Source organism: Traorella massiliensis (assembly GCF_900104665.1).
Taxonomy (GTDB): domain Bacteria; phylum Bacillota_I; class Bacilli_A; order Erysipelotrichales; family Erysipelotrichaceae; genus Traorella; species Traorella massiliensis.
This window is the reverse complement of record NZ_LT629968.1, coordinates 424,328-438,963: the sequence shown is the minus strand read 5'-3', so window position 1 is coordinate 438,963 and position 14,636 is coordinate 424,328. Positions and strand designations below refer to the sequence as shown.

The following is a 14,636-nucleotide window of genomic DNA, read 5'->3' as shown; positions in this document are numbered from 1 at the left end:
AGCCTCACTTTTTTCTTTTTATTACATGGCAATTTGCCATGTAGAAAGGAAAAGAGTGTAAAAATATGAATAACAAAAATTCTTCTAATTCTGAAAAAGAATTAAAAATAAAGAGGCATGATACAAAAATTTCATACAAAAAAATCACTGGTATGAGTATATGCAACATCATGGATCTACTTAAAATTGAAAATGAAAACATAATTTTTCTTGATCCAAAACTGGAAATTCTAGAATTCAACGAGAAATGATGCTATAATTTGTTTAGAGGCAATCATTTATGGACATCAAGGGAAAATGCTTAAAATTTACTACAATTCCCACATAAAAAATAAAATGCAGGAATATGAACTTATAAAATGATTTACAACATGGCAAATTGCCATGTTTTTTTATTACCTGGCAATCTGCCAGGCTAGAAAGGAATATAAAAATGAATAAATTGAAAATTTTCTTTTATACAATCCCGGTATTTCTTGTTACCCCATCATTCAATGAAGATGAAGCAAGAAATACATTTAATGAATGGTTTACTCCGTTAACAGACTTTGCGCTATGGGCAATCCCCATTACTGGAATGTTTGTACTTCTGGTGTCTTACATAGGATGGCTTGGAAAAGATGAAAACGAGAAAGAACAGCGGCCATTCAAAAAAACAGGCATTACGATCCTTGTAACAACGATCATTGTTGAACTTATACCAACATTCTTTAAGATCTTCGGTCTTGTTGAATAAGGAGTTGAATTATGGATCTCATTATCGATGCTTTTCGATGGATACTATGGCTGTTTTTAAAAGGAATGTTCTTTATTATGGACTCCCTGTACAATGCTATGGAATCAATAGCAGCGTTCGATATCAGCTCTAGCACGACTTTATGGCAGTGGTGGGGAATCCTGTGTATCTTTATCGCTTTTCTTACTTTTGTTCGTGTCGTTTCTCTATATCTGAAAGTAAGTCTCAATGAGGATCTGCTGGATAAATTTAATCCATTTCAGATTATCGTAAAGATCGGTGTAATTTGTACCGTAATATTGTTTCTACCAATGACTGTTTCGTTCTTTACAGGATTTGCTTCAGATATGATCGAAACTTCATCAGAACTCTTTCAGGTTGAAAACAACGTTATCGAGTATGTGCCAGAACATACGGGAAATGAACTCATCGATGAATATATCGACGAGGTCTATGCGACCTATCAGGGCACCCCGTCTTATCTAATCTATTCGTCTGCTGCCGATGGCATCTACCCGCCTTATCAGGTGATTGATATCAATTCATCAACCGGTCTGGAAGGATGGCTGGAAGGCAATGTTCCTATCATCGGCGGAGCTTTAGCCTGGCTTCTTGGCGCCGACGGCGAATACTACTATTTTCCTGATACGACAGCATTGATTTTTCTGCTTGTCGAAGCAGCAATTGCCTGTTATGCTATCGTTTTAGTTTCACTTGAATTTGGCAAACGACTTCTTGATATAGGATTCAAGATTCTTATTTCACCTATACCAATCAGCGGACTCGTTTCTTTTAATGACGAGTCTTTTTCAAGATGGGTACGCCTGCTGGCAGCAGACCTGATGAATAACTTCCTTCAGATCCTGCTTTTTAAATTCGTATTAGTGATAACGTCATCAACGGCTATCGCTAATTTAGGTGTAATCGCAAGAACGATGGTATTTTTGGGCGGTCTGCTTTGTATCCTCACTGGTCCTTCAAGTGTTGCACAGATCATTGGCGGTGACGGCATGGGTGCTATGCAGTCAATGCAGGCAATTCATACAGCAACTTCGTTTGCCGGTGGAATCCGAGCAGCTGGAAGCATGCTCACATCAGCAGCTGTTACTGCCGGAGCGGCAGGCATCTATGGCGGTGGCCGTCTTCTTGGCGGACGAAGCTTAGGCGGTCATGACTCCGGTGACGGAAGCGGTGGAGGTCCTCTGCCTGGAGTATCCGGTACTAACGGTTTCTCGCCTTTTGGAGGAGGCGGAGGTGCAGGAGGATTTTCTGATGGAAGCAACGGTTCAATGAATAGCTCATATTTCAGAGATCCTACTGAAAAACAGATGAATGCAGCTAAATATATGGGAGTAGATCCAACGGGCATGAATCGCGGGCAGCCCTCCCAGGCACTCCATCAAGCCGGCATGGAACAATCCTTCTGGGGAGATCAGCCACGGACACAGGAAAGCTCGGCTCCATACGGTATGGGCAGTTTCAGCACTTCTGCCGGAGGAGCTAACTATTCATACAGCAATGCGGGGATTGTCGATTCCGGACCTGTACAGTCCGGTGCCAGCAATACTGAAACATCACAGCAGACAGCTAGTTCAGAAGCTCCGCGTCTCACACGAAGCAATACATTTGCAAGAAACTTCGCAAATCAGCATCCAACGGCCGCTAAATTCAGCAGTGCCATGTATGTTGCCTCAGCCAACAGAATTCTAGGCCAAAAGTCGGTTTCAACCAGAAGAGGCTACGTTACTAAGAATACCGGCTTCCAGACAGCAAGCAATCTTTATCATGCAGTTCGAGGTCCGGCAAACAATCCAGCAGGTATTTCTGGACAGAACCCAATAGAAGAAGGAGATGATTTTATTTGATAAGGTTTTATTCACCAAGCAATTTTAAAAAATCCCGTCTTATTGCAAGACGTTTTCGTATCATCGATCTCATATTGCTTATCGTAGGATGGACTTTTTCTATCGTGTCAAATTTATTCTATCTGACCAGCGATTTATCTATCCATCCTGGTATCTTTTTTCTTCTGCTGGTTCCGCTGGTTGCCTCTACTTTTCTGGTGGTTCCATACAGTACCTATCACAATATGATGGAATATATTATTTTAAAAATAAGAATTATGAAAGAGCCGAAGAAATATATATGGGAAGGAATTTATAAGTATGAAGAAAAAATTGAGTCCTGAAAAAGCAAAACAAAAAGAAATCAGGAAAGCAGAGCGCACAAAAAAGAAACTGGCTACATCCCTTGCCTGGAGTCATGTCGAGCGAATCAGAGACAATATGATTGTTCTTAAATCAAAAAAGACGGAAGAATATATTCTTGGCATTAAGCTGATTCCACGCAATCTTTTTATCGAAAACAGCAATGCCCAGTTTGTCGCCATCAATCAGATCCGTTCCGTTCTGAATCAAATTAACTTTAAGCTTTACTGGGCAGTCTGTCACAATCCTGTAAACCTTGATGCACATCTCAGCGAGCTTTCTAAACAGATGCAGGAGGAGGAAGATCCTGTAATCTGGGAAATGATCGAGAACGACTTTGAGAAAGCTGCTTGGTTTCAACAGACGCATGTAGAAATTGAATTCTTCCTCATGGTCAAAGACCATAACTATGAAAACTGTGTAAAAAAATACAATCAGCTCGTAGGACTGTTCCTGTCTACAGGATACCGGTTTAAAGAACTTGATGATTACGACTATGAAAATTTTCTTGCTTATCTGTATGAAAATCCGATGATCAATAATTTTTATTTTTCTCATGGAATCTTTTCCAGTCTGAAAGATGAAGATTATGAAGTCCTTCCAGGAAAAGAGTACGGATATGACACCGATGATAAAGAAGAACAGGAGGAATTGATAGATGATATGGAATAATGAACGATTAGTAAAGAAATCGCGTCTGACTCCGATGGATCTTGCCTTCAAAGGTACTTATTATATGATTGGAGAAAAATATGCTCGCAATCTGCTGGTAACACAGCTGCCGCGGGAATTCTCGTTAGGACTGCTTTCTCAGTATGCGGCCATTCCACATATCAAGATGCAGATCGTTACGGAAAGGCTGGACATGGACTGTGCATCGCTTCTGAAAAAAGAGTTCAACGATAAAAAAGAAGAATATAAAAATTCCGAAAATGACAGATTCAGACTGGAACAGCTCAGCGATGAACTGGCCTCCATGAATCAGTATGTCAATGAAATCATCAATTCAAAGGATATGACACAGAACGTAACAATCTGTTTTACTGTCATGGCAGATAATCTGGATGATCTGAACAAGAAGACAAAAGATTTCAAATCATCGCTTCAGACTCAGGGATTCAGTCTTTTTTCTGCCAAGCTGATGCAGGAACAGCTTTTTAAAGCTGCTTCTCCCCTGTTTACAGAAACCGGACTCCCGAAAGTAATCGAAGAAAATTTAGGTGTCCCTCTTCCCTCTCTAGGAACAGCCGGACTCTATCCTTTTGTATTTGAAACACTGAAAGATAAATACGGCTTCATCCTAGGACACGAGCATGTCAATCACGGAATTATACTGTTTGATCCTTTTAAATGGATCAACGAAGAAGATGAAGCAAAAAAGGAAGGAAGAAAGGCCGGCAATATCGTTCTAGCTGGCGATACCGGAAGCGGCAAAACAACTACCATGTCATTGCTGATCCGCTATTTTATACGAAAAAAAGCAAAGATCGTCTGGATCGATCCTGAAAACAAGAATGGAAAAATGATCCGAAAATACGGAGGCTCCTTTATCAACATGGGAAGAAAAGGAAACATTATCAACGTTTTCGATCTGAAGCCGAACAGCGTTGAAGAAGATGAGGATGCTTCAGTTATGTGGGATACGGAAACGTCCATTTATAACAATATCGATGATATCAAGATCATCCTTTCATATCTGTCGCCTTCCATATCCGATGACTCGCTTTCAATCGTTGGCGATGTCGTCATACGAACTTACGCAGAACATGGAATCACCTTTTCCGATTCATTTAAAGGCATGCCGTCAGACCGCTTCCCTACTTTTACAGATTTTGATAAAACTCTGAATCTTATGATCGAAGAAAATCTGAATATGGAAGGAAAAGAGAAAGTGGTATCTCTGCTGAACGATCTGAAGCTGAAGATCAAGCCTATACTCAATGAATACAGCATCTATCTCAATGGACATACGACCATCAAGCCAAGTGACGGTGACCGCAATATCATCGGATTCGGTACAAAAATACTCTTTACAAAGGACGATAAGATCGTCAATGCTTTAACAAGAGTCATCTATCAGTATGCCTGGTCACTGTGTCTTGATGATTCCGAACTAAGCGCATTTATTCTTGATGAAGCCTCAACACAGATGCTTGAAGAAGTAATCAGCAAGCTTCTCGCACAGATGGTACGCCGTTCCCGTAAATACAATAATGTCTGTGTCATTGGTACACAGCAGCCAAGAGATTTCACTGACAAACGCATCATTACTCATGGAAAAGCAATCTTTGACAACTCGCCGTACAGAATCATTATGCATCTTGAAAAAGGATCGATTGAAGATTTGTCAAAACTGATCGATCTTAATAACAACGAGATGCAGTTTATAGAAAGCAGTCTTCAGGGAGACGCCCTATTCATCTGCGGTCAGCGGCATATCCCTATTCATGTCATACCGACTCAGAACGAACTCAAGGAAATGTAGCATGGTGAAGACTAAAACTATGATTTATGGATTTGCCGCAATCCTTGTTTTCTCTCTTATAGCAGGAGCTGTAGTTCCGTCTCTTTCCGGAGGAAACAGTTCCTTTGTAAAAGAAAGTATCATATCCGGCGATACGACCTCGGCTTCAGAGATCATGCAGACCTACTTTTCAAGCAATAACGGTACCGAAGATTATCAGAATTTCTACGAACCTTTCCTCAGCGAGCTTTATAGTGAAAATATATACGTTAACATTATGTGGCTGATTTTACCGCACTATCTGAATGATCAGCGTCCTACAGGAGAATCGCTTGAACAGTTAAAAAGCTTATTCACCAAGGAGGTCTGTGAAGATGAATCTCAGCAATCCTGTGGTTCTGTTATTGTATCCAGTGAAGAATATTTAGAAAATCTGAAGAAAACTGATTTCTATAAAGGTCTCGAAAATATAAGCGATGAGAATCTGATTCAATTCTTAGGTACAAGTCTTTATGATCCTGGAGATGAAGGAATGGGATCAATTGATTTTCCTGCAAACTATTATGGTGAAACCTATAGATCGCCATTTAATCCATTTTCAAATGCAGGCTGGACCGGTCAGTGTACATGGTATGTCTACGCAAGAGTTAATGAAGTCAATAACAAAAGATTTCAGGATCTTCCCCTTGGAGATGCAAGAACCTGGTATGAGACCGCTGCGGCAAAAGGTTACAGTGTAGGACAGGCTCCTGCTAAAAACTCAATCGTCGTATGGGGCGGAGATCTTCAGCATGTTGCTTATGTCGAATCATATGACGGTGAAACAATTACGATTTCAGAAGGAAATGCCAGTGGAACAAGCCTGTTAAAGTGGACAACACTGGAAAAGGCTATACAGAGCATCCGGATCAATTCCGGTGATATCAGCTGGCTGATAAATCGGCAAAGCAATGGCGGAGGCTATTTTATCGGCTTCATTTATCTTGATGGTGATGTTAACACAGATAATGAATAATACATGGCAATTTGCCATGTAAACCGAAAGGAGTGATTTAATGTCAGAATTGACCCCGCATTTTATTAAATATCTCGATTATTATTTTGATGGTGAAGGGTTTTCTTTTCCAAAAGATCCCGATCAGCTGTCTCAGCTTCAGAAAGACCTTATAGGTGATGGAACACACTACATAACAGAACGGTACCTTCCAAAAGAATATGCCTTTATTCCAAAACTACCCATCGGTGACCCGCAGGAAATCAATCTTCTTTCTATGCAGCTTAACATGATGAATCAATATCAGCTGAATACTGTGAAACAGGTGATCAGCAAAATGGATAGAGTCACAGCTGAAGATCTTATTGGAGTCTGCTTTCTGTCTGACGAACTGTTAAAGGATAAGGAAATTCAGCTTCCTTCTGTAGAAGATATGAAACCTGTTATCTTAAAAAATTATAAAGAATTTGAAGAATCACTTGACCGTTATTATGATAGCAAACTCAATGACCTGGAAGAAAGCGAACAGATTACAGAAATTCAGGCTGAAGCATTCCAGCAGTCCAGTAATAAAGAAGAACTCATCCTATATCTTCAGCAGATCGGTGACATCGATCAGTTAAAAGACGAAGACTGGATCATGACAATTAAAGATCTTTCAGATAAGCTGCAGATTGAACGTTCATATAACAGATAGGCACCAGACAGAGGGGAGTGATTATATGCTGAATCTATTCGTAATAGAAGGAAAAATAAAAAAAATAAGCAAATTGCAGCAAACAGAAAATGGTACCAAATTTTTAAAAATCAAAGTTGAATCTAAGAGAAACTTTACCAATAAAGAAGGAAAATATGACATAGACCTGATGGAGATAGAACTATGGCAATCCAACGCTGAAACTATCATGGAACACTGTAAAAATGGCGATCTGATCAGTATTCAGGGACGGATTCAGGCAACTCCTTTAAAAACGAAAGATAAAAAAGAGTATATTGCCTATACGCTTGTTGGCGAAAAGATAAATTACTTGAAATAACGGGATGAAAGCCAATTATGAAAAATATTTCCGAAGATTTATTTTACAGGAATTTTGATAAAATAAAATCAGATGTCTGTTCTGAAGACTATATAATATGTTTGGAAAAGCAAAACAATTCCAATTCATACTTGTTTCATTTTATAGGATTTCTATCATTTCTCGAATTAAAAGAGTCTCCTTTTTTTCCCGTAGTGATATATAATAATAACGTAATGATTTCAAGGAGATTTCTAATGACTCGTAAAATGCACTATTTTAAAATTCCCTATGGATCCCGAACAGAATATATCAAGACTGTACACTGGATTAACAGCAGACTATCAGAAAATGATCTTTGTTTATTATGCGTCAATAATATTCCAGGAAAACTGGATTCATTAGTTGCACTGGTTGCTGAAGACCAAAATAAAATTGAAGCAATCCGAAATTATTTAAATTCATGTGGTATCGTCCTTTATTCAGATAAAACATTGAAGGATCTATTTGAAGAAATGAAATCAAGGCTATGGAATTGCTGCAGCCTTCACCATAAAGCTGATGAAGAATATATTAGATTATCTTTTCAGGAACTCTTTTACTTTTTAGAAGATTCGGAACTAGAACAAAGAGGTTTTCATTTGACTCCTGAATATCAGCCAAAATTATTCATATCCTATTCCTGGAAAGATAATGAAATCGTTCAAAGGATCGTTGATCATCTTGAAGACATTGGTTTAAATATATGGATAGATAAAAAGAATATTGAAGGAGGAGAGCATCTTCATGAGGCCATTAGGAAAGGAATATGGCAATGTGATATGGTTCTGCTGATCATTAGCAAAAATTATGAAATGTCATTAAATGCAAAAGCTGAACTTAAAACCGCATTTGCAAATGTAGTTGCGAATAAAAAAGATTGGAGAATTCTAAAGCTGGATGATATTGATCCCGACAGCATATTCCCTTCTCTTTCTCAATATAAGTATTACTCAATAAATGAGGAAAATGAATTAATAGAAAGTATTCTTCGAGGTTTAGATAACATAAAGAATCATAAATAGTCATACCTGGCAAATTGCCAGGTAACTTTCTTTTAATATTTCCACTCAGCAAATTACATCGTTTTCTGTAAAAGATAAAAAAGAGTATATTGCCTATATGCTTGCTGGAGAAAAAATATCTTTTCTTTATTAAATTCCATAACAATATGTTTCATTGCATCTATAAATGAATTATGCTAAAATGCAGAAAAAGAGATCTATTATTAATAAGGAGGTGGTTTCATTGGCTAGATATCAGTTAAAGAAAAAAGATATGCTGCTTATCGAATTCGAATTAAATAAAAATGAATTAGGCGATTACTCTGTCAGCATAGTTTCAATGAGTGAGGCTAAAGATGACTATCCAGAAAAAGTTTATAATAACGATTCTCTTCTTGAGTGGCTAAGAAGAAGAATGATTCCGAGAAATCGAACTTTTGTTGAAGAAATCCTGTCTTCTCAAGGGCTGCAAAGACATGATCTGGCAGGTCTTCTTGATGTTTGCCTGGGACTTAGCGTCAATGATGTTTACTGGGTAACAAAAAAAGAATTCTCCGGTACTTTCAGAGAATATAATCTTTATGAAAACAGCTTTTCTGAAGCATTAAGTCTTGTTGCTTTTACAGGATACAGCGATACGATCAAAGAATTATCGCCAAGCCCTGAAATGACGACCAATGGAATGCTTCCTAAATGCTGGAGAAGGATCGACAGTTCCCTCTATCTATATAAAGGCGGTACAAATCCTTTAGAATTTTCAAACGGGGGCAACGAGCCATATACTGAATATTATGCGGCACAGGTTGCTGAAGCTATGGGGATAGAGCATGTCACATATAACCTTGAAAAATGGAAAAACATTCTGGCAAGCACGTGCCGTAATTTTACTTCTTTGGATCATTCATTTGTTCCTATTGGCAAGCTTCTGCAGGATGGTACGCTAACTTCCCTTGTAGAAGCAATCAAAAAAAATAATGCTTATGATTCATTCAAAGATATGATCCTTCTGGATGCTGTTTTATTGAATGAAGATCGTCACTTTGGTAACTTTGGTTTCCTAAAAAACAATGAAACAAATCAATATGAAAAGATGGCGCCTCTATTCGATCACGGGATCTCCTTGCTCTCGCATCTGTCAAATAAAGATATCCTGGATAACAGTAAAGTTGAACAGTATATCAAAGATCACAGTTATTCTGCATTAGGACGTCCTCATGATGAGCTTGTTTCGCTTTTCTGCAGCCGACAGGATATAAGAAAGCTACGCCAGTTATTCGATTTTCATTTTAAAAAGCATGATCTGTACAATTTTGAAGATGAAAGACTACAAGTGATCGAATCATTTGTACAGGAACGTTCAAGAGATCTCATTCGAGTGGTAGAACAAAATAAGACTGTAAATCTTAATGATCCGGTGCAGGATACAATTCGTGACGAACTTTTTGGCTACCAGTACGAGTATCGCGGCGATGACGAAAACGGCGGAATATGTAAAATTTATGACAGCAATGAAGGGTTCGTTGAAGAATTTGAGATTTCTAAATCCGATCTGGAACAGATGGATGCAATAACATTTATTGAAAACAAAATTGAAGTATTAGCTGAAGAACGGACTAAATGTAGATAACATCCAACTACTTTCTGTTGCTTTTCAATAAAATGAATATTTCTTTAACACTTATATACACTTTATCTATTCAATCAGCATGGCAGATGAAATGCCATGTTTTTTTCTTTATATTTACAAAGAAGTATGGAATATCGCATCCAAGTCGCTCGTCAAGCGTTGCCCTACGGCGTCTCGCACTAAAGTGCTTGCCGCTTGACTTCCCTCCTCGGCTGCTGATTCAAAGAAAGTGTAAGGTACATGAGCCTTACTTAAGTTAGCGGCTACCATACCGCAGAGGAGGAGAAATCATGGATAAAAACTTGCAGAAAAAAGAGGCGATTGAAAGAATCAAGCTTCTTAATCTCGACAAATGTGTAGAAGAAGCCTTTCTAGAAGGAGAAATTCTTCAATCCGTTCACAGCTTTCTTTTTGAAATCGAACCAGATTATACTAGCCTAATTCGAAATTGGGAAGAAACAACTGGGAACGTTGTTTATCACGTTATTCACAACTTTTTTGAATTTGGTGAATGTCTCTCACTTCTTTACATCAGCCAGCATATTGAAGAATGGTCAGACGACAGACAAGTATTGACAATGGGATACCCGTATGCCTATGTATTGAATTTAGACGATGATAACTGTTCAGAATACGGAGCAATCGGTATTGAGGAAAATATGGGAGGTCTATTAAGAACAGCATGAAACAAAGCAATATATTCCTAGAACTGGCACAGAAAATTGAAAAAGTGCTTGCTACTGAAGGCGACTGGAAATCGATTGCAGAAAATTATGAAAAATGCCTCATTGAAATTCTCGATGATATTCGTTCTTTCAAATTGTAAAATTATTTTCTTTCTATCAGAAATATACCTGGCAAGTTGCCAGGTAGTTTCTTCTAAGGTTCCAACATGGCAAATTGCCATGTTGTTTTCTATTAATCCTATGAAAGAAATATGGAATATCGCATCCAAGTCACTCGTCAAGCGTTGCCCTACGGCGTCTCGCACTAAAGTGCTTGCCGCTTGACTTCCTTCCTCAGCTGCTATTCGAAGAAAGTGTAAGGCACATATAAAAAGGTCTTACATCATAAACAGGGCAACCCCCTAAAGAAAGAGAGGTATTTTATGATTAACACATTTATTTTAGAAGGGAAAATCAGAAGTATTGGAGAAATGAAGGCAAATCAGAATGGAATCAGGTATTTGAATTTAGCCATTGAATGCGAACGAAATTATCGCAATTATGAAGGAATTTATGAAACAGATATTGTTGAAATCGAAGTGTTTCATGGAATGGCTGATATCATTTTTGAAAATTGTAAAGCAGGCGATTTTGTCAGCATTCAAGGAAAAATTCAGTCATCTTTGAAAAACCAAGACGAAAGAAAATACATTGTTTATAAATTTGTTGCTGAAAAGGTTTCTTTTCTTTCCTGAAAAGAAGCCTTGATACAAAAGATATCATGTTTATTTTAAATGACGATGAACACACTCTAAACGATTAAAACGAAAATGAAAGGAAGTGTTACTATTTATGGGTTTTTTTAGTTGGTGCACGAGCGATACAAGAAAGAGCATCGCAAATATATATGTTGATTCAAGTTTGATTAATTCATTAGGAAAGAATAAAGAATGGGTGATTATGCCTGGTGAAAAGGTATATTTGCTCAATCCGTTTGGTAAACCATATGAAGAGGATAGCTATGATGGTTATGGAAGATTCGATGGAGAGGATGTTTATGCACTGGTCGCAAAATGGAATGTACCAGATAGTTGCAAAGATACTAACGGAAACTGGCTTCCTGATGATGAAATAAGGAACATAGGCATTGATCTGGCATGCTACTATGAAGACCAGGTGAAATTAAAGTATCCGATCAAGATCGTTGAAAAACCGGTGCCTTATGAAGAAGCTGAAATTAGTCCGGGGTGTCCTTTACAGGGATATTTTTATGAGGAAGCAATAGATGGAAGAAGTCTCAAAAGTCGAATCGAGTATGAGTTCAGTAGACTTAAAGATATCAAAACTAATTTCCTGAATTTTGCAGAAAATTTGAATGAATCAGCGATGGATTCTAGCAAATCAAACGCAGATAAAGAAGATGAAAAAAAGCTATAAAGAAAAAAAATCTACAGAAAGCGGGTGGAAATACAGCCACCTGCTTTTATGTAGTATCGTTTCTCATTCTATCTAAGGTTCCAACATGGCAAATTGCCATGTTGTTTTCTATTGATTCGATGAAAGAAATATGGAATATCGCATCCAAGTCACTCGTCAAGCGTTGCCCTACGGCGTCTCGCACTAAAGTGCTTGCCGCTTGACTTCCTTCCTCAGCTGCTATTCGAAGAAAGTGTAAGGTACATGAGCCTTACTTAAGTTAGCGGCTACCATACCGCAGAGGAGGATAATTCATGATTACTAACATTTCTATCGACAAGCTTTATTCTCATCCGAAAAATCCTAGACAGGATTTAGGAAATTTAAGCGAACTGACTGAAAGCATTCTTGCGAATGGTGTTATGCAGAATCTAACGGTTGTTCCAAAAACAGATGATGACGGGTATTTTGTCGTAATTGGAAATCGTCGTCTTGCGGCGGCAAAAAAAGCAGGACTGAAAGAACTTCCTTGTGTTGTTTCCAATATGGATGAGAAGCAACAGCAGGCAACCATGCTCCTTGAAAATATGCAGAGAAGCGATTTGACACCCTATGAGCAGGCACAGGGATTTCAGATGTGTCTGGACTTGGGAATGACTGAAGATGAATTAAGCAAGCAGACGGGTTTCTCTAAGAAAACAGTCAAGCATCGCCTTAATATGCTTAAGTTTGATGCAGAAGAAGTCAAAAAAACAGTGGTAAATGGAGCATCCATCCAGGATTATATTGATCTGGAAAAGGTAAAAAACGATGATACCAAGAAAGAACTTCTACAGTATATGGGAACCACTGATTTTCGCTATCATTTGAACAGTGCTATTGAAACTGAAAAAATAGAAAAAAAAGTCAATCAGACTGAAAAGAAAATAGCCTTGTTTGCTAAAAAAGTAGAAGACAGAGATCTAGACAGAAAAAAATACACTTACCTGCAATTCTATAGATCACCAGAAGATGTCAAGGAAGAAGGCTTCAAAGAAAGAAAAGAATACCTTTATACAAGAAGTACCTATGGCATAAATGTTTATGGATCTGTCAGTGAAGAAGAGGTTAATGACAAAGCAGAAAAGGAAGAAAAACGAAATAAAATTATTACAGAACTAGAAAATCTATTTAAAACCGCACAACAGACGAGAATAGAATTTATCAAAAATATCTTAAACGATAAAACTGCTTCACATCGTGATGTTTTCTATACTGAGGCTATTAAAATTCTTTCAACAAAAAGTTATTCTTCATTCGATGCTAAACTTTTCAAGAAAATCATAGAATGCGATATCAAAGAATCTTTAAACAAAAACAACGCTGAGAAAGTATTTGAAGCTACTGTATTTGCTTCACTTGAAGAAAGTCATCCTCTTTCATGCTATTCTTCCTGGAGCGGAGAATACAATGAAAGAAAAGCACAACAGATGAATGAATATTACAAATTTCTGATTTCCATAGGATATCAGCCAAGCGAAGCCGAAAATCAACTCCTTGACGGCACACACAAATCATATCCTGCTTCAGCGGAAAAATAAAAAATTCTTAAAAATAACTACCTGGCAAATTGCCAGGTATGTTTTCTAAGGTTCCAACATGGCAAGTTGCCATGTTGCTTTCTATCAATCCAATGAATGAAATATGGAGTACAAAAAACTATCATTAAAATGAAATAATTTGACACATAGTAAAATGTACGTTATAATGTACATAGTGAGGTGAATGCAATGATTAACACAAATGCTACTAATTTTAGAAAAAATATGTTTAGTATCCTGGAGAATACAATAAAATATAACGAACCTGTTAATATAAGCACAAAGGAAGGCAATGCCGTGCTTCTTAGCGAGGAGGAATATAACGGTCTGATGGAAACCTTATACTTGTCTTCCATTCCTGGCATGAAAGAAGAAATCATTGAAGGAATAAATACCCCCGTAGAAGAATGTATCCCTTCCGATGAGGTTGAATGGTAATGTATGTATAAAATTGTATACACAAAAAATGCAGTGAATGCAATTCCTAAGTTAAAAAGTGCTCATCTGGATAAAAAGGCAAAAGCATTGGTCGATCTTTTAGAACAAAATCCATATGCAACACCACCAAGCTATGAAAAACTGCAAGGCGATCTGTCATCTGCCTATTCCAGAAGAATCAATATCAAGCATCGTCTTGTCTATCAGGTAGATGATGATAAAAAAATAGTAAAGATCATCAGCATGTGGACACATTATGAATTTTAGAAAGTTGGAATCTCCCAGCTTTCTTTTTTACAGGCATCTGTGTAATCTAAGATTCCAACATGGCAAATTGCCATGTTGTTTTCTATTGATTCGATGAAAGAAATATGGAATATCGCATCCAAGTCACTCGTCAAGCGTTGCCCTACGGCGTCTCGCACTAAAGTGCTTGCCGCTTGACTTCCT

Annotated in this window: 19 protein-coding genes; 18 read left to right on the top strand and 1 reads right to left on the bottom strand. The window is 37.7% G+C overall.

The window, feature by feature from the left end; genetic code table 11:
• The first annotated feature begins 65 nt into the window (after positions 1-65).
• From BQ5367_RS06640 to BQ5367_RS06560, 18 genes are all read left to right on the top strand, one after another.
• Entirely contained in the window at positions 66-251 is a 186-nt protein-coding gene (locus BQ5367_RS06640) for a hypothetical protein (protein WP_071441738.1), read from the top strand.
• Positions 252-433: 182 nt separating this feature from the next.
• Positions 434-736 (top strand): hypothetical protein, encoded by a 303-nt coding sequence (locus tag BQ5367_RS06635; protein WP_071441737.1) that lies wholly within the window; start codon positions 434-436, stop codon positions 734-736.
• A 77-nt stretch (positions 737-813) separates the two neighbouring features.
• Positions 814-2,601 (top strand): hypothetical protein, encoded by a 1,788-nt coding sequence (locus BQ5367_RS06630; RefSeq protein ID WP_143052359.1) that lies wholly within the window; start codon positions 814-816, stop codon positions 2,599-2,601.
• On the top strand, positions 2,598-2,924 hold the full coding sequence (locus tag BQ5367_RS06625) for a hypothetical protein (RefSeq protein WP_083383189.1): 327 nt from the start codon (positions 2,598-2,600) through the stop codon (positions 2,922-2,924). The genes BQ5367_RS06630 and BQ5367_RS06625 overlap by 4 nt, the downstream gene beginning before the upstream one ends.
• Positions 2,902-3,615, top strand: coding sequence for a hypothetical protein (locus BQ5367_RS06620; RefSeq protein WP_071441735.1), 714 nt, complete (start codon positions 2,902-2,904; stop codon positions 3,613-3,615). Before BQ5367_RS06625 ends, BQ5367_RS06620 begins: the two co-directional genes overlap by 23 nt.
• Positions 3,602-5,428: a VirB4 family type IV secretion system protein gene (locus tag BQ5367_RS06615; protein ID WP_235858746.1), complete on the top strand. Its 1,827-nt coding sequence runs from the start codon at positions 3,602-3,604 to the stop codon at positions 5,426-5,428. Before BQ5367_RS06620 ends, BQ5367_RS06615 begins: the two co-directional genes overlap by 14 nt.
• Before the next feature lies 1 nt (position 5,429).
• Positions 5,430-6,422 (top strand): CHAP domain-containing protein, encoded by a 993-nt coding sequence (locus BQ5367_RS06610; protein ID WP_071441734.1) that lies wholly within the window; start codon positions 5,430-5,432, stop codon positions 6,420-6,422.
• 40 nt (positions 6,423-6,462) lie between these two features.
• On the top strand, positions 6,463-7,098 hold the full coding sequence (locus BQ5367_RS06605) for a hypothetical protein (RefSeq protein WP_071441733.1): 636 nt from the start codon (positions 6,463-6,465) through the stop codon (positions 7,096-7,098).
• A gap of 25 nt (positions 7,099-7,123) precedes the next feature.
• A complete protein-coding gene (locus BQ5367_RS06600) occupies positions 7,124-7,438 on the top strand; it encodes a single-stranded DNA-binding protein (RefSeq protein WP_071441732.1) in 315 nt (104 codons plus the stop codon).
• Between the two features lie 17 nt (positions 7,439-7,455).
• A complete protein-coding gene (locus BQ5367_RS06595) occupies positions 7,456-8,481 on the top strand; it encodes a toll/interleukin-1 receptor domain-containing protein (protein ID WP_083383187.1) in 1,026 nt (341 codons plus the stop codon).
• 223 nt (positions 8,482-8,704) lie between these two features.
• A complete protein-coding gene (locus BQ5367_RS06590; protein WP_071441730.1) occupies positions 8,705-10,087 on the top strand; it encodes a HipA domain-containing protein in 1,383 nt (460 codons plus the stop codon).
• A 290-nt stretch (positions 10,088-10,377) separates the two neighbouring features.
• Positions 10,378-10,773 (top strand): hypothetical protein, encoded by a 396-nt coding sequence (locus BQ5367_RS06585; RefSeq protein ID WP_071441729.1) that lies wholly within the window; start codon positions 10,378-10,380, stop codon positions 10,771-10,773.
• Positions 10,770-10,913 carry a hypothetical protein gene (locus BQ5367_RS13500; protein ID WP_154667083.1) on the top strand — a complete coding sequence of 48 codons (144 nt, stop codon included), beginning with the start codon at positions 10,770-10,772 and terminating at the stop codon, positions 10,911-10,913. Before BQ5367_RS06585 ends, BQ5367_RS13500 begins: the two co-directional genes overlap by 4 nt.
• 282 nt (positions 10,914-11,195) lie before the next feature.
• Positions 11,196-11,507, top strand: coding sequence for a single-stranded DNA-binding protein (locus tag BQ5367_RS06580; RefSeq protein WP_071441728.1), 312 nt, complete (start codon positions 11,196-11,198; stop codon positions 11,505-11,507).
• Between the two features lie 97 nt (positions 11,508-11,604).
• On the top strand, positions 11,605-12,189 hold the full coding sequence (locus BQ5367_RS06575) for a hypothetical protein (protein ID WP_071441727.1): 585 nt from the start codon (positions 11,605-11,607) through the stop codon (positions 12,187-12,189).
• 293 nt (positions 12,190-12,482) lie between these two features.
• Positions 12,483-13,748: a ParB/RepB/Spo0J family partition protein gene (locus BQ5367_RS06570; RefSeq protein WP_071440555.1), complete on the top strand. Its 1,266-nt coding sequence runs from the start codon at positions 12,483-12,485 to the stop codon at positions 13,746-13,748.
• Positions 13,749-13,937: 189 nt separating this feature from the next.
• On the top strand, positions 13,938-14,186 hold the full coding sequence (locus BQ5367_RS06565; protein ID WP_071440554.1) for a type II toxin-antitoxin system Phd/YefM family antitoxin: 249 nt from the start codon (positions 13,938-13,940) through the stop codon (positions 14,184-14,186).
• 3 nt (positions 14,187-14,189) lie between these two features.
• A complete protein-coding gene (locus BQ5367_RS06560) occupies positions 14,190-14,453 on the top strand; it encodes a Txe/YoeB family addiction module toxin (protein WP_071440553.1) in 264 nt (87 codons plus the stop codon).
• Here the strand turns inward: BQ5367_RS06560 and BQ5367_RS13820 are convergent.
• On the bottom strand, positions 14,450-14,636 hold a 187-nt coding region (locus BQ5367_RS13820; protein ID WP_235858745.1), incomplete at its 5' end, for a hypothetical protein. The two genes, BQ5367_RS06560 and BQ5367_RS13820, sit on opposite strands and share 4 nt — an antisense overlap.